The organism is Shewanella sp. Isolate11, from assembly GCF_022398315.1.
Classification (GTDB): domain Bacteria; phylum Pseudomonadota; class Gammaproteobacteria; order Enterobacterales; family Shewanellaceae; genus Shewanella.
In genome coordinates, this window is sequence record NZ_JAKEVF010000004.1 from 213524 (window position 1) to 230861 (window position 17338).

At 46.2% G+C, this 17338-nt stretch carries 9 protein-coding genes; 3 read left to right on the plus strand and 6 right to left on the minus strand.

Annotation, left to right across the window (positions count from 1 at the left end):
* Positions 1–25: 25 nt before the first annotated feature.
* Positions 26–1291 carry a chromate efflux transporter gene (gene chrA, locus L1D21_RS11925; protein ID WP_275658987.1) on the plus strand — a complete coding sequence of 422 codons (1266 nt, stop codon included), beginning with the start codon at positions 26–28 and terminating at the stop codon, positions 1289–1291.
* Positions 1292–1359: 68 nt separating this feature from the next.
* Here chrA and L1D21_RS11930 read toward each other — a convergent pair whose 3' ends face one another.
* From L1D21_RS11930 to L1D21_RS11945, 4 genes are read right to left on the minus strand one after another with little or no spacing between them, the layout of a single operon-like run.
* Positions 1360–2583 carry an ATP-binding protein gene (locus L1D21_RS11930; protein ID WP_239845471.1) on the minus strand — a complete coding sequence of 408 codons (1224 nt, stop codon included), beginning with the start codon at positions 2581–2583 and terminating at the stop codon, positions 1360–1362.
* 2 nt (positions 2584–2585) lie between these two features.
* Positions 2586–3278 carry a response regulator transcription factor gene (locus L1D21_RS11935; protein ID WP_239845472.1) on the minus strand — a complete coding sequence of 231 codons (693 nt, stop codon included), beginning with the start codon at positions 3276–3278 and terminating at the stop codon, positions 2586–2588.
* A complete protein-coding gene (locus tag L1D21_RS11940; RefSeq protein ID WP_239845473.1) occupies positions 3275–3670 on the minus strand; it encodes a DUF3019 domain-containing protein in 396 nt (131 codons plus the stop codon). The genes L1D21_RS11935 and L1D21_RS11940 overlap by 4 nt, the downstream gene beginning before the upstream one ends.
* A complete protein-coding gene (locus L1D21_RS11945; protein ID WP_239845474.1) occupies positions 3660–4502 on the minus strand; it encodes a MipA/OmpV family protein in 843 nt (280 codons plus the stop codon). Before L1D21_RS11945 ends, L1D21_RS11940 begins: the two co-directional genes overlap by 11 nt.
* Positions 4503–5139: 637 nt before the next feature.
* Between L1D21_RS11945 and L1D21_RS11950 the strand changes: the two genes are divergently transcribed.
* A complete protein-coding gene (locus L1D21_RS11950) occupies positions 5140–10305 on the plus strand; it encodes a S8 family peptidase (protein ID WP_239845475.1) in 5166 nt (1721 codons plus the stop codon).
* A 171-nt stretch (positions 10306–10476) separates the two neighbouring features.
* On the opposite strand, the gene fdhF is transcribed toward L1D21_RS11950, so the two are convergent.
* Positions 10477–14703 carry a formate dehydrogenase subunit alpha gene (gene fdhF / locus L1D21_RS11955; protein WP_239845476.1) on the minus strand — a complete coding sequence of 1409 codons (4227 nt, stop codon included), beginning with the start codon at positions 14701–14703 and terminating at the stop codon, positions 10477–10479.
* A gap of 249 nt (positions 14704–14952) precedes the next feature.
* Positions 14953–15933, minus strand: a complete 981-nt coding sequence (locus L1D21_RS11960) for an ion channel (protein ID WP_239845604.1) — start codon at positions 15931–15933, stop codon at positions 14953–14955.
* 296 nt (positions 15934–16229) lie between these two features.
* Here L1D21_RS11960 and prfB point away from each other — a divergent pair.
* Positions 16230–17328, plus strand: a protein-coding gene (gene prfB / locus L1D21_RS11965) for a peptide chain release factor 2 (RefSeq protein ID WP_239845477.1) whose coding sequence is annotated in 2 segments (ribosomal slippage) — positions 16230–16304 and positions 16306–17328 — 1098 coding nt in all. Because the reading frame shifts where the segments join, the coding sequence is not laid out codon by codon here.
* Positions 17329–17338: the final 10 nt, after the last annotated feature.

Sequence of the window (17338 nt, forward strand, 5' to 3'; positions counted from 1 at the left end):
ATAACATTAGCTTTGTTTTGAGGACATGGATGTGTGGTTAATTTTTCATCAGTTCTTTGTTTTAGGCCTAGTCAGTTTTGGTGGCCCTGCCGCGCATATTGGTTACTTTAAAAAACGTTTTGTCGATGAACTCCATTGGTTAGATGCCCATCACTACAGCAGTTTTGTGGCACTCAGTCAGGTGGTTCCTGGCCCTGGTTCTAGCCAAGTAGGTTTTGCTATTGGCTATCACAAAGGCGGCTTGCTTGGTGCGCTGAGCGCTTTTGTCGGTTTTACCTTACCTTCATTTGTATTGATGTATTTCCTTGCTGTTGGCAGTGTACATTGGCTAGATATGCCGTGGTTCACCGGTTTAATTCATGGACTTAAATTGATGGCGGTCGTGGTGGTTTTCGATGCGGTGATCACTATGTTACGTCAATTTTGTCGTCATCTGCGCACTCAAGTTTTAATGATGCTGGCCGCGGTTATCACCCTATGGTCGGTGACCTTATGGAGTCAGTTGGCTGTTTTAATTGCCGCCGCCTTTGTGGGCAGATTGTGGTTAACTCCTGAAGCGGTAGAGCCTTCAACTTTTAAAGTTGCAAAGTCTTCAGCTAAAAAGACTAAACAATCTTCATCAGTCAGTGATGAGACCTCATCTAACCTTGTAGAAAATACCCCAAATAGTCCGTCTCAGTTAAAACTGTCTTTGAGATGGTTAATCGTGTTTGGGCTGCTGTTTATTGTCACCTTGTTATTGCTGCAATTCAGCCAACCCTTAAGCCGACTCTTTGCACAGTTTTATCAGGCGGGAGCCTTGGTATTTGGTGGTGGTCATGTGGTGTTGCCTTTACTGGAAATGTCCGTTGGTCAGAGTATGGACAGTGAGCGTTTCCTAACCGGCTATGCCATGGCACAGGCTGTCCCTGGCCCTATGTTTTCTTTGGCTGCATTCTTAGGTGCCGAACTGGTACAAGATGCGCCTTTAGTCGGTGCTTTAATTGCTACCATGGGGATTTTTTTACCGGGCTTTTTATTGGTACTTACGGTATTTCATCATTGGCAACTGGTGATGTCGCATCCTTCGTTGAGAGGGGCGATAAGTGGTGTCAACGCTGCCGTGGTAGGGTTATTGTTAGCGGCGTTGATTTCGCCTGTGATTAGCAGTGCGATGAATTCGTTGGTGGATCTGCTGTTGGTGCTGGTGGGATGGGTGCTTTTAAAACAGCTGCGACTGAATATTTTATGGCTGCTACTGTTTTTTAGTGTGTGTGGTGTCGGCTTAAGTCTGCTGCCAAATTTATTATAGCCATGTTTAGCCAAGGGGTTGTGAGCACAAGACTCACTTAGCCTGACTCTTTACTATACCCTCAATCCTTAATCCTCAATGTCGGTCGTCGGCTGGTTTTTCCATTCAATACTTAAACAGGCACCTTTAAGTTGATCGCCGTTATCGATTTGCAGGGCACCCTGATGCCAAATCGCTACCTTGCGAACAATATATAGCCCTAATCCGTAACCTGAGGAGTCTGATTGTTCCTTATCTCTGACAAAGGCGGCAAGCAGCTGCTTACCTTTGCCTTCGAAACCTGGGCCATCATCTTGCACTGTTAGCTTACATAACTGTTCGCTGCATTCCATAGTGACAATGATCCTGCTTTGGGCGAATCTGAGGGCATTCATAATAAGGTTTTGTGCGGCGATACACATGGAGTTGTTATCCAGATATGCCTTGTCACCATGGTAGGAGAAGTCGATACTAATTTTATGTTGGTAGAGGCAAAACTTCTCTTCAAGTTGTGCCATAAACTCTTCCGCTGAACACAGATTTTTTGTTATTTTCGCTTCTCTATGTTCTAACTTAGCAAAAGAGAGATAGGTGTTTGCCAACTGCTCAATTTCATCTATATCGGCATTGAGGCGTTGCCAATATTTAGTGCTGAGTTCCTCTTTACTGAGCTGCAGGGCAAAGCGCATTCTCGATAATGGTGTCCTGACTTCATGGGAGACGGTGCGTGACAATTCTTTGTGCATCTGAATTAAATCAACGACTTCACCACTGATCTGGTTATATACCTTGGCTAATGGGTAAATTGCAGAGCTTTTTTTAATGCGTTGCGGCATTTTTCTGGGTTTGGCCCCAAAAGAGATTGCATCTTGTTGTAGCGTGGCAAGATCTTTAAATAGCGGCCAAATTAACAGTAGTGCTAAACAACCTAAGCTGGCATAGAGAGCAAAGATAATCAGCTCTGGCGGAACTCGATTTTCGACTTTGTGGGTAATGGGGCCTAAGGCAAGAAAATGTCCCGGCTCCGGGGCTTGTCGATAGTAGTAAGTTTGATTGTTACTCAAGGTCAAGGCGATGGTTTTGCCTTGAGCGAGCCTATCGGTTAAATCCTTGGGTAAGGCGAGCTCTTCTGTAGAAAGGTAACTTAACAGTGATTGCGGATTTTGTAACTGATTCTCAAAAACCGTCTCCACATCTAATTGATAGGATTCAGTTTCTTGCTGATATGAGTCATGAATTTCACTGAATGACCAGATGATAAGCGCGCTACTGATAATCAGCAGCGCGTAGAGTCTATAAAATTGAAACTTCATGATTACGCCAGATGCTTGGGTTGATAGTTAAAAAGATAGCCTCGGCCATGAACGGTTTGGATAGATAATCCTTCGATTTGATAGCTATCAACTTTTTTACGCAGCCGACTGACTTTGAGATCTATGGCTCTGTCTAAGCCGTCATAGGGACGGCCTACGTACTGCTCAAATAAGTATTCTCGAGAGAGGACTTGACCATGTCGACGGGCAAAAATCCACAATAGATTGAACTCTTGAGTGGTGAACTTTAAGGGGTGTGAGTCGATGGTGATTTGTTGCAGGCTGTTATCTATGGTCAGGCCATCTAGGGTAATTAAATTACTGGTTTGCGCCGAAGCTTTACGTAAATTGGCACGAATTCTTGCGGTTAATAACTCTGGGTTGATGGGTTTAACTATGTAGTCGCTGGCGCCGATATCCAGCCCTTTGATTTGGTCTTCTTGGCCATCGAGTGCCGTCATAAAGATCAAGGTACATTGATAACGCTTTTTAAGTTGTTCAAATACGCTAAAACCACTTTCACCGGGCAACATCACGTCACAGATGATCAACTCAAACGCTTGCTCTGGCAGTGCTAATGCGGCTTCGGCCGATTCTGTATGGGTAAGATCAAAACCTTGTTGGCTTAGATAGAGAGTCGTTAGCTCGGCGAGATCGATATCATCTTCGATAAGCAATAATCTTGGGTTGCTCATAGCAGGTTCCAGTTGAGTCCTCGTCGTTTACGCTGATTGACCGGCTGGTAAGTGGCAATCTGGATTGTAACTTGTTCAAGTATTTTCTCATCTATATTTTTGATGAGGACTAATGTGTCTTTGGTGAGAGTGAGTTCTAAAAAGTGGGCCACATCGAGACGATTGAAACACTGTTCCGGGCTGGTTTTGTGAGCTAGCCAGATACAGGTTTGCTCAAGATTATCGAGAGTATAATTAACCTTAAGTTGGATATGGCAAGGTTTGCCTTCCTCAAGCACAGCACAGGTTTTCGGGGCAACATTAACCTCTGTCATTGTACAATGAGCTTCGAAGCTACACAGTAACAAGAATGACAGTAATAACTTCATCAAAGCTAATTTGTTAGAAAGCATAGCTCACCCCGATAAAGCCTGAGAGATAGCTATCTTTTTCCACCATGGCGTTGCGAGTGATGCCGTTTCCTAACCAAGTATAGGTAACAAGCGTGACAAAGTTGAAGTTGTGTCCTAGCGGTAGGTTTAGCACGCTACGGGCGTGATAGTTTATTGATGATTCAGACGGTTGCAGACCCGCTGTTATTTTTCTTCCTAGCTCGGCGGCGGTGTAATGGTAATAGTAGTTGACGAGATTCTCACTTTTACGTACAGCTCCGATTTCGAACCCTAGGGCTCCCCATGAAAATCCAATATTTTTGTTGAGATTAAAATGGATTTCGTTGCCCTGATGTACACCACTAATATCATGAAAATAACTAAGACTTAGATCGACATAGGGGCTAACCCATGTGGTTTTAATTCCTCCTAGATAGGAAATATTTCGCTCGACGGGAACTAGAGGTGTCGGCTTGCCTTTAATGGGGGCTCCTTGCGGTACAAAGCCTAAAATATCACTCATAAAAATTTTATTTAGGCCATCAAACTCAAAAAAGAGTCCATCTTCATTAAGCTGGCTTTGCAGATCGATCAGAAAAGTGTCCGACTCATATAAGCTGTAACCTAAAGTAAAGTTTTCGACATAAAAGCGCTCATCATAGTAAGACCAGCTCGGTAATGCATAAGTGATAATTTCTTCAGATTTTGCACGAGGATTTTCGATTCCACCATAGCCGACAGCGAGCGCAAAATGAAGTTCGCCCGTGGTAATGGTATCTATTGGATCTGCAGCTTTGGTATCGAATATTACCAGGCTAAGTAGCAGAACAACGCCGAGTACAAGCTGTTTCATGGCGGTTACCGAAGGTCTATGGGGTATATAAGCATCTAAACCTATCTTATGTTAAAAGTCTGTAGGATTTTTAACAAGTGTACAAAATGCTACATAAGTTAGATGAAGTTTGTTTGCTTGTATTAATGTGATTTTTAGCGAATTTTTGTTCATTTTCGGGATTGTTCATTGGTTAGTGATATCGACTGGATATTTACCCAAACAGTCTGTTTGTTATCCATCCATAGGCTTGCAGGTGCATAAACAGAAGTATTTTTACTCATTTGTGTGCAATTGGGGAATTACTCGCTGCGAGACTAATTTGCATTTGAAATTCAGTATGTCCTACATCAACAATATTTCACAGCTATTTCAAGTTAGTGAATTCCACCCTCCATCATAATACGTGTCACTCGCTAATACTTATGTAAAATAAAATCGGAAAATATTTTAACTTATTGTTTTTATTTCATTTGTCTCGCTGATTTCTACCCTGTCGTCGCTTGTTGTTTTTATGTTTAAATTTTAACAAAAGTACAAAATGCTACAACAATTCACTGCTGCTTCATGTTCATGAAGTGATTATATGTTATTCCGCTGATGAATACCCATACAAAAATTTTACATCGTCAAGCGTTACATATTGAAGGAAAAGTGAATGAGAGTGAAGACTATTGTAACAGCAGTGGGCGCCGCACTTTACAGTGCTGGCATGGCTCATGCTGCCGTTGCCTTAAAAGATCAAGCTCAAGTTATTCAACCGCTTAAGGTGACTGCTGAGCAGATTGCTCAGTATAACAATGACTTGAATCTCCAGACCCGCCAGAACCTATTACAAAATGATGGGTTAAACGTACAGATCAATCCTCAAAGCCGTAAATTTGTTGCTGAGGAAGGGATTATTGGTGAACAGATTTACATCGTAAGACTGCAGCAGCAACCACTGGCTCAAGCAGGAGCAAGTCTGCTGGGGCTTGATAGTGGCACTGCTCGTACTTCAGCGAAGAAGTCAGACGGTAAGCTATTTGTAGCGGGTAAACCAGTAAACAACGCGGTATCTGCCTATCGTAGTCAATTACTTCAAAAACAACAGCAAGTTATCTCTGAAGTGCAATCGAATTTAGGCAGTCGTCAGGTTCGTCAGCAGTTTACCAATGCGGTAAACGGTTTCTCTATGACCATGACCCAAGACGAAGCACAACGAGTTTCACAACTAGCGGGTGTGGCTTCGGTTCGTCGCTCTAAAACCTATGAACTTCACTCTGATGCAGGCCCAGAGCTGATTGGCGCTGACAAAGTTTGGACAGGTAACGTTACTGAGTCGGTACCTTATCAAGGTGAAGGTATTATCGTTGGTATCGTTGATACTGGTGTGAACACAGATCACAGCTCGTTTGCCGATGTGGGTGGCGATGGTTACGACCACATTAACCCTTGGGGGTCAGGACAGTATGTGGGTGACTGTACTCTGTCTGGCTTCGAAAGCATGTGTAACGACAAGCTGATCGGTGTACGTTCATATCCTGTGATCACAGATTATTTCACCACTGGTGAATATGGTGATACCCGTCCAGCAGTGGGTGAAGATTACCAAGGTCACGGTACTCACGTAGCCTCAACAGCTGCCGGTAACGTATTGTACGATGTAGATTTTATTAACCGCTCTACCGATGCGGTCTCTGATGGCGATGTGGTTAAAGAAGATTTGTTCCCACGTTTGAGTGGTGTAGCACCTCACGCTAACATCATCTCATATCAGGTTTGTCACCCATCAAACGAAATCAATGGCGGCTGTCCGGGTGAAGCCTTGATCGCGGGTATTGAAGATGCGATCAGCGATGGCGTTGACGTGATCAACTTCTCTATCGGTGGTCAAGATTCTCACCCTTGGGCTGACGATGTTGAGCTTGCATTCTTATCTGCGCGTGAAGCGGGTATTTCTGTAGCCGTTGCTGCAGGTAACTCGGGCCAACCTCAAGGTTATCAAGAATACTTTGGTGCAATCGATCATGCTTCTCCTTGGTTATTGAACGTTGCAGCGTCGACGCATGCCCGTGCAGTCTTGGTTGAATCTAAGCTTGTCGATCCTGTGGGCGGCCAAGAGATGCCGACATGGACTGAAATTGTGGGTGGTGCGATCAACACCTCTTCGGTGACTGGTCTGGTGGTCCAAGCGGCCGATTATGGTGACCATTATTGTGGTACGCCATTCCCTGAAGGGACGTTTGACCTGAATGATGCAAGCGGTAATCCAACGGATGTAATCGTAGTTTGTCAGCGTAATGATCTTAATGATGCCAATGGTATTGCTCGTACGGCTAAAGCCGATAACGTCAAGGCCGGTGGTGCTGACGGCATGATCATGTACAACTTCTCAAACGATGATGCCATCGTTTCTACGGCGTCTTACTCTGTACCGACAGTACATATTGCTAAGCAGGATTGGGATGGTCGTTGGGAAGATGACTTAAACGGTTATGGTCTTTATGACTGGTTGAGATACGGTAGTGACCATACGTTAACCATCACCGAAACCACTATTGCCCGTGATATCGATCCTGAGCGTGCCGATTGGTTAGCTGCGTTCTCATCTCGTGGTCCAAGTTCATCGACTCAAGAAGCCTTGATCCCTGCTGTAGCTGCACCTGGTGTGAGCATCTATGCGGCATTTGCCGATGAGCATCCATTCCTGGCTGGTGCTGGTAGTGCCGATTTTGCTTTCCTAAGCGGTACTTCGATGGCGTCTCCTCATGTTGCGGGTGCAATGGCATTGTTGAAGCAGGCCAAGCCACAGTGGACAGCGACAGAGATTCAGTCGGCTTTGGCGATGACGGCTGAAAACAAGGTGCAATACCATAGACTGAACGATGAGAATGGGGATGTGGCTTTAGCATCGACATATCGGGCAGGTACGGGTCGTATCAATGTGGCTAATGCTGTGAAAGCAGGCTTCGTAATGGATGAAACGGCTGATAACTTTAAAGCGGCAGATCCTGAAAACGGTGGTGCAGTACATAAGCTGAATATTCCTCAGTTGGTCAACTTCGAGTGTAAGCCTAAGTGTCAGTGGATCCGTACCATTAAGGCGACCACTGCAGGTACCTGGAGTGTGACTCATGATGATGTGGTTAACTGGGCATTTGATTCACGTAGCCAATCGGTGCAAAACGGTGTCACCATTAATGTGAGCCCAAGTGAATTCACTTTAGAAGCTGGCGAAAGCATGGATATCGTGGTTGAAGCATCAATCATGGATACTCAAGACTGGTTCAGTAACGCTGAAGTTGAACTACACACAAGCCTTAGCTTCACTGAAACTTCGGGGTCAGCGTCTGAAGCGCACTGGCCAGTAGTATTTAAATATGACATGAATGGTATGCCAGGTCGTTTAGGTGCAACAGCGCATCGAAATGATGGTAATGCGGTTATTAAGGGCATTAACTTGCCTGAAGGTGACAATATTCACGGTCGTATCTTTGAGCCTGTGAAAGCCGATGTGAAAACTATCATTCTGCCAAAAGATGATGATAAATATTTCCCATGGGATAGTGGTGCAGATCTGACTGTTGAGATGACCGAACGTTTAGATGAAGCGACCCACGTTGAGTTTATCGATGTGCCAGCTAATGCTCGCCGTTTAATGATTGAGTCTTTGGGTACTATTGAGAGCACATTAGAAGGTTCCTTAGATAAAGGTAATGTCTCAGTCTTTGTTGGTAAAGATTACAATGGTAATGGCCAAGCCGATCCTTTCGAGGAACTACTGTGTGTGTCTAACCATATTCAATACAACAACTTCTGTAATATTAATCAGCCAGAAGAAGGTAAATATTGGGCTATTTTCTATAACCCAAGAAAAGGTTCTGCTCAGAATAACTACTTTGATACTCCTGAAGAGACCTTCCAATTTGCTACGACAGTAGTAACTGGTACTCTTGCTTCAAACATGAGCCTTGAAGTGCCAAGCAGCAATGGTAAAGAGCCTGTTGATATCCAAGTTAACTGGACTATTCCAGAGATGGTTGAAGGGGACGTTTACTACTCGCTGATCGACTTTGGTACGTCTGATATCAATGCCGGCAATATTGGTAAAGTGGCCTTTAAGTTGACTCGTGGTGTGGATGATGTTCATCTAGATGTACCGCAAACAGGTGCTGCACTAGGCGATCAAGTGCCATTTACCTTCGAAGTACAGCCAAACGATAGTGGTGCTGATCGTGCATTCACCATCACTGCGGATATCCCTGCGGGTCTAAGTCTGGATGTTGAAGACGTATTGGCTTCATCAAGTGAGATCGTTACCGGTATCACCTTAGAAGATGGCAAGCTGATTATTAGCGGCGTTCAACCGAATACTGCCGATGTGGTTGCCAGCTACAACATCAGCACTAACTTAACTGATGCTATGTGTCGTACCCCTGATTTTGGTAACTCAAATCCAGGTGGTTATGTAGACTTGGAAGAGTTCCGCATCTACCCGACCATGAGTGGTTTTGCCCCAGTTGAGTATGCTGAGAACGGTCGTGCTATCAATGGTCGCGATAACAATATCCTGACTCGTTCAGGTATCGTGATCCCTGTTAGTGCTATCTTTGGTGGCGCTTATGATAACTTCCATCTGTTTAACAATGCAGATGACTTGAATGTAGGTAAGCAAAACTCTATCGATATTCGTGCTCATGGTGCGATTTCACTATGGGAAGGTCAGCCTTTCTTCTTCCCATATCATGACATCTATCCATATAACAGCTTCCCATACGAGTCGATTGGTATGATGTGGCGTGGTTATGCACCGACCGATCCGAGCGCGCCTAGAGCAATTACTGCGACACCATTGGTGAATAATTACGGTGATCGTTCTGGTATTACTATCGCGAGCACACAAACGGGTTGGGGTATTTTAGAGTACGATGGTGCCCGTGGTTATATTTCAGCAGGTCTTGACGCTAACCGTGTTTATCAATGGGAAGAGCAAGATGATCGATTTGATTTCGAGCTAATCTTCAATGTAAACACTCGTCATGGCGATGGTGAATATGAGCTGTTTATGGCCTATGACAACATGGACTTCGCTAGCCAAGGTGGCCGTGGTTCTGTAGGTCTACAAGGCTTTAAAGGTGGTATCTATGCTTATGGTCCTCTGAATCAATACCTAGGCGAGCAATATGCTTTTGATGATTTAGATAAAACGCTGTCTGACGGTCTGGTGATCTGTTACGACTACGTCGGGCCAGAATCTTCATCTTTCGAAGTGACTGCTTGGACTCGCGTTAAAGAGAGTTCTGCGGGCCAAGATCTGACCGTTAATGCGGTTAGTTCTGTAGAAGGCATGGCTGATATCACTATGAGCCACACGGTGTCAGTTCCTTCAAATATCTCTATCGGTAACATTGCTGATCAAAGTATCGATGAAAACACCACTCTAGAAGGTGTTGTGGTGATGTACGCTGATGAGCAAAACAGTGTTAACCAAATCACCGTGACCGGTGAAAACATCACTGCTGAAGTTGACGGTCATACCTCGGGTAGTACTTTCTCTATCACTCCGGACAAGCATTTCTACGGTGAAGTAGAAGTGACGGTAACGGTTGCTGATGTTGAAAACCCAGCGGATAAAGCCAGCACGACCTTCTTGCTAAATGTGGTTTCAGATGGCAAAGGCAATGGCAATGATCAAGGCGGTGACGAAACTGAAATTGAAGGTGAAGTTGAAGAGTTCACCGTTGAAGAAGAGTCTGAGTCAGGTGGTGCATTAGGTGCTTCAGCACTGATGTTACTGGTGCTTGCAGGCCTTCGTCGCAAACTGAAATCAGTTCAAGCTTAATATTAGGTTCCTGCTTCTTGCTGGTATTTCAGGGACGAAATATCAGTCTTTTTACCCCAGCAGGACTTTGGGGTACTGGTTAAAGTTCGCAAGAAAGCCGGATAATCAATAAGATAAATAAAGGCCGCAATGTATATTGCGGCCTTTTTATTTGTCAGTCTGTAATACTGATTAAGCGTCAGCCAGTTGTGAATCTACGACTTTAGAAACCTTTAAGGCACACACCTTAAATTCGGGGATTTTCGCTACCGGATCCAAGGCATTATTGGTCAGCTTATTGGCCGCAGCTTCTGCAAAGTGGAACGGTAAAAACAATACTCCCGCCTGCGCCCGCTTGGTAACAAACGCAGCAATTTCGATACTCCCTCGACGGGTGCTGAGTTTAAGCGTGTCACCATTTTTGATGGCTAGTTTATCGGCGTCGAATGCCGAAATCATCACTTTAGGCGTTGCCAGCTCATTGAGTCCATCGGTTTTGCGGGTCAATGTGCCTGTGTGGAACTGTTCCAGCAATCTGCCGGTCGACAAAATAAAGGGATACTCTTCGCAAGGCATTTCGGCGGGTAGGCGATAGCTTACCGGCTTCATTAAGGCTTGGCCGCGAGTAAATTCCTGTGTATGCAATATAGGCGTTCCCGGATGGCCTTCGGCAGGGCAAGGCCATTGGATCCCTTGACGTCCATCGGGCGTATTACTGTCGATACTGCTCCAGCTGATACCACGATATTGCGGCGTGACTTGTGTGATCTCAAACCAGATCTGCCGTTCATCCTGATATTGCCAATCGGCGCCCATGGCGTTGGCGATAGCTTGAATAATCTGCCAGTCGAGTCGTGCTTGTCCAGGTGATGCAATGGCGGCTTGTAGCTGCTGTACCCGGCGCTCGGTATTAGTAAAGTGTCCTTGTTTCTCGGCAAAGCTGGCCGCAGGCAATACCACATCGGCAAGCTCAGCGGTTTCGGTCATAAAGATATCTTGCACGATCAACAGCTCGGCATTAGCCAAACCTTTGAGTACGTGTGCCTGATCGGGATCGCTCAATACCGGGTTTTCACCCATCACATAGAGAGCTTTTAATTCACCATGAGCCAGCGCATGCATCATCTCGGTAGCGGAAATGCCCGCATCCGATGGCAGCTCAGTTTGTCCCCAGGCTTGTCTAAAGCGCTGCTGGATCAGCGGATCATCGACTTTTTGGTAACCGGTAAAGTAGTTGGGTAGTGCGCCCATATCACAGGCGCCCTGCACATTACTCTGGCCACGCAATGGGTTAATCCCACCGCCACTGATACCTATGTTGCCACACAGCAGTTGCAGATTGGCAATGGCAGTGACGTTATCATGGCCCGAGGTATGCTGAGTGATCCCCATGGCGTAATAAACGGCGGTCTTTGAACTAGTGCCAATCAGCTGAGCTAATTTGGCTATGTCTGCGGCGTTTACACCTGTGATCAGGGCGGCATTGTCCAAGCTGTAATCGGGTTTCATCACCTCGTCATAGAGTTCACTAAAACCTTCGACTCGGGCATTGATGTAATCGAGATCGTGCCAGTCGTTGAGAATGATCTGCTGCATCAAGGCATTGATTAGCATCACATCACTACCGGGGCGATGACACAGATACAGCTCGGCGCTGTCGGCAATACTGACACGTTTAGGATCGGCAACCACCAAGCGCGCGCCATGTTGGTTCACAGCCTGTTTGATTTTCGAGGCGATGATGGGGTGCGCTGCTTCTGTGTCAGAGCCAAGAATAAAGATTAATTCAGAGTCTTTGATAGACGGAATATCATTGGTCATGGCGCCGCTGCCCAGCGAAGCTTGCAGCGCACTCACGGTCGATGCATGGCACAGACGTGCACAATGGTCGATATTATTTGTGCCTATCACGCTTCTAAATAACTTTTGGAACAGATAGTTATCTTCGTTAGTCGCCTTAGCAGAGGCGAGCCCCGCAATGGCATTGCTCCCATATTCGTTTTTCACTGCTATTAATTTATCGCCGATAAAGCGTAGTGCTTCATCCCAGCTGGCTTCAACCAATTGACCATTCTTACGCAGTAAGGGGGTGGTGAGACGCTGTGGGCTGTTAATAAAGTCGAAACCAAAGCAGCCCTTAACACACAACATGCCTTGGTTAACCGGAGAGTTAGGGTCACCTTTGACCTGAACAATTTGTTGAGTGTCGGGATCGGTCAATAGATTCACTCGACAGCCGATACCGCAATAAGTACAGATAGTTGAAGTTTGCTGTAGTTCAGTCTTACGCCCTTGGGCTTTGTCGCGAGCATCGGTTAGCGCACCCGTTGGGCACACTTGCACGCAGTTACCGCACTGCACACATTGACTATCGGCCATAGTGGCGGTAAATCCTGCCCGTGGCGCATTGCGTTTACCCTGTGTCTCGCCATTGGGTAGCGCGAGGTAACTATCGGGTTCGAAACTAATGGCATTATGACCCGCCTGCTGGTGGCACATGGCGACACAAGCGCCGCAACTGATACAGCGGTTAGGGTCAAAGTTGATAAAGGGGGAGCTTTTGTCTTGCACAAATGCACGATGTTGCTGACCATCGATCGCTTTACCGTCGATACGGTATTCGCTGGCATAATCTCTTAGCTGACAATCGGTATTGGCCTGACAACCACACTCGAGACAACGAGCCGCTTCGGCAAGTGCGGCATCTTCACTGAAACCGAGTTCAATTTCGGCAAAACTGCCGCTACGAGCACTGAGAGCCAGTTCGGGCATCTTGGCTTTGTCTTGGTGTGATTTCTGTGGGAAATGACTCCAATCCAGTTTGGCCGAGCCGCGTTTTTCGGCATTAAATGGCTTGGGGTTGAGCGCGCAACTCAAGCTGCCGTTTAGCTGTTTTTGAATCGCTTCAGCAGCCTTTTTACCATCGGCTACCGCCGCCACGGCAGTAGCTGGGCCTGTGCGTGAATCCCCTAGAACAAACAGCTTTTCGACACCGGAAGACATGGTGTATTCACAACCGGCGAAGGTATTCCAGCGTGTCAGTGCTACTTCGCCTGAAGAAAGCTGACTCTGAGGATCTTTAAGGAAGGCCATGTCTGGCATCTGCGAAACCGCAGGGATCACGGTATCGAATGCCTCTGTAAACGTTTCGCCTGTGGCTCTAGGCGAACGACGTCCAGAAGCATCTGGCTCGCCAAGTGCCATTTTCTCAAAGGTCACTGCATTAATGCGTCCATCTCCATCACTATGATTTTCAATAGGATTGGTTAGAAAGTAGAAACGCACACCCTCATGTTCGGCTTCTTCAATTTCATAGTCTTCTGCGGGCATCTCGTCGCGAGTACGACGATAAACCAAGGTGACATCGGCACCTTCACGTAGTGCGGTTCGAGCGCAATCGATTGCGGTATTACCACCACCGATAACGGCCACTTTTTTACCGGTAACATAACGCTGCTCAGTGCAGTGATCTTTAAGATAATCGACGCCTAAGTAGCAACCTTCTAAGTCTACACCAGGGTATTTCATTGGAACCGCTTTTTGAGCGCCGATAGCCAGACACACAGCATCAAAATCGCTGAGCAAATTGTCCAGATGGATATCTTTACCCAAGCGGGTGTTGGTCTCGATTTTCATGCCGTTTTGGCACAAGAGTTCGATCTCTTGATCCAAAATAGCTTTAGGCAAACGATACTCTGGAATGCCGTAGCGTAACCAGCCACCTGCTTTGGGCATCGACTCATACAGGGTCACATCGACTCCGGCATTGGAAAGATAGAAGCCAGCGCTGATCCCCGCAGGGCCACTGCCGACAATCGCCACTTTTTTACCCGTAGCTGGCAGTCTTTTAGGCACATAACTGTCGCCTTGCAGATCGAAATCGGCGGCGTGACGTTTTAGTTGTCTGATAGCCACTGGTTCATCAAGCTCACCACGGCGGCATGCGGTTTCACAGAAAGCTGGGCAGACACGGCCGATCGACAGCGGCAAGGGTAAGGTGTCTTTGATGATTTTAATCGCTTGTTGATGATTACCTTGGGAAATTTGGTACAGATACGACTGAACATCTACGCCAGCTGGGCAAGCTTGCTGGCAGGGGGCTTCACAATCGGCAAAGTGGTCGCTGAGTAGATGTTTTAGGGATGCCTGACGTATTTTACTTAATGCCGCCGAATGGGTGATCACACTGATAGCTTCACCGACTTGAGTTTCACAGGCTTTAACTGTGGCGCGCTGACCATCGATATCGGTGATCTCGACATAACATAGGCCGCAGCTTTGTTGGCCTTGGGATTGGTCGCCGCTTTGAGTGTGGTGGCACAGATGAGGAATGGCCACGCCAGCATTGATGGCGCAGGTGAGTAAGTTTTCACCTTTTTCTGCCTTGGCTAATTTACCGTCAAAACTGATTTCAATCATTTATTGCGACCTTTTCAAAAGAGTTTATCTGTTTGGCTATCCATCACCTTGATTGAGCTATCTGTAGATTTAGCTTTTACTTGAGTATACCCAGAGCTTTTTTCAGCACAGGTCTTAGTAGTGGTTTTTTGTGTCGTTTTTGTGGTGGGTTTCACACAAGCTGTGACCATTGAGATCTAAGGCGTCAACTGTAGGCGTAGACTGTGATTTAGGTCAGCTAATGCAACATCATAAGAGGTTATGACGTTATTAGCGGGTCATTTTCTTCACAAATACCACGACGAAAAGCGCAATAGTGAAGCTGCCGGTGAAGGCTTCCATGGCGGCGATGGCGCGTGAATAGCCAATAGGGGTGAAGTCGCCATAACCTAAGGTGGTGAAGGTGACCACAGAGTAATAGAGACAGTTAAGGAACAGCTTAATATTGGTGCCGAATTCGTTGCTGAACTTAAAGATGTGAATATGACCGTCGTAGTTGAGACCAGTGAACAGATAGAGCAGGGCACAGACTAAGATCAACAACATAGAGAAAATAATCACCCGTACAGGTGCCTCGCCATAGCCACAGAAGAGGTCGATGATTTTCGATAATACTCTTGGTCCACTCAATCTGGGCATTTGATGACGACGCATGGTGAGCTCTTTGCGCAAATAATTGCCCGCCATGGCAAATAACCCTTCCCGTTCGGCGGCTTTACGAAGGTCTCGGTAGATCTCCTCCGCCTGCTCAAAATAATCGATAGCGATCTCTTTTTCACCCAAGTGTTCGGCATGTCTGGCGAGACGTTCCTGTTTAATGATATTGCCGGTATGGATGTTTTCTATTTTGGCGCCTTTCCACTTTACGCCCAACAGATTGGCGTTTTCCAAATTGGCAAAATGCACATTGGCATCACGCAGATCGGCCTTCATTAAACTGGCGTGTTTCAGGTTAAGATTGAACATGTGTGCGCCATGGAGGTTGGCGCGATACAGTTCTGCATGAGTCATATCGTAGCCGACTTTGTGGCGATGACGCACCAGATCGACACCGGGCAGATGAGCACTTTTAAGACTGATCCCCCTGAGCATGCCGCCATCACGAGCAAATTGTTCCAATCGGGCAATATCTTCAGGTTTGTTCTTGATGATTTTGGGATCGTGCCAATAACACAAACCTGAAGCTTCGGCTGGCTCGTTGCAGCTGAAACCTTCATCTTCGTGGTAGCAACATTTTGTCATATCGTTCATAGAGAAAAGTATAGCCAGCATAATTAAATCCGCTCAGGGACTAAGTCGATAATGGCTAGGGGCTGCTCTCTTACTGATGAGCTTATCTCGAACAAAACTTCACTATTAAAGTTCTACAGACCCTATGATGACTATTTGAAAAAACAGCGTTTTATGATCCTGTACTTTATCCTATGAAATAAGCACAAATCAGCGGGTTCTGCCCCTATGCGAACAGGGGCGATTGAGTTAAAATACGCGGTTTGCACTCCTGCCTAAAATTTTAAGCAGAACCACAGTTTTTAAGTAGAAGAGTCATGTTTGAAGTAAATCCAGTAAAATTTAAAATCAAGGAATTGGCGGATCGTACCCAAGTCCTTCGGGGGTATCTTTGACTACGATGCCAAGAATGAGCGTCTAGAAGAAGTTAGCCGAGAGTTAGAAAGCGCAGAAGTTTGGAACAACCCTGAAAATGCTCAGGCTTTAGGTAAAGAGCGTGCCTCTTTAGAAGCCGTGGTTAAGACTATCGATGATATGGATAGTGGCCTTGAGGATGTCGAGGGCTTGTTGGAACTCGCGGTTGAAGAAGACGATGAAGATACCTTCAACGATGCAAGCAGTGAACTAGCGCAGCTTGAGAAACGTTTGGAAGAGCTCGAATTTCGTCGTATGTTCTCAGGCCCCAATGATGCGGCAGATTGTTACTTGGATATTCAATCGGGTTCGGGCGGTACTGAGGCTCAAGATTGGGCCAATATGGTACTGCGTATGTATTTACGCTGGGGTGAGGCTAAAGGTTATAAACCTGAGCTTATCGAAGTGACGGATGGTGATGTAGCCGGTATCAAAGGCGCGACCATCAAGTTTACTGGCGAGTACGCCTTCGGTTCATTACGCACCGAAACTGGGGTACACCGTTTAGTACGTAAGTCGCCGTTCGATTCATCGGGCAAGCGTCATACGTCGTTCTGTTCGGTATTCGTATATCCAGAGATTGATGATTCTATTGAGATCGATATCAATCCGGCAGATCTGCGTATTGATACCTATCGCGCCTCGGGTGCGGGTGGACAGCACGTTAACAAAACCGAGTCGGCGATCCGTATTACTCACTTGCCTACCAACACGGTAGTGCAGTGCCAAAACGACCGTTCGCAACATAAGAACCGTGACTCGGCAATGAAACAGCTTAAAGCTAAGCTGTATGAGCTAGAAATGCTTAAACAAAACGCCGACAAGCAAGCTGCCGAAGATGCTAAGTCTGATATCGGTTGGGGTAGCCAAATCCGTTCATATGTGCTCGATGATGCACGTATTAAAGATTTGCGTACCGGCGTTGAAAATCGAAATACTCAGAGCGTCCTCGACGGCGATCTGGACAAGTTTATTGAAGCTAGCCTGAAATCTGGCCTTTAACGAGAGAAGA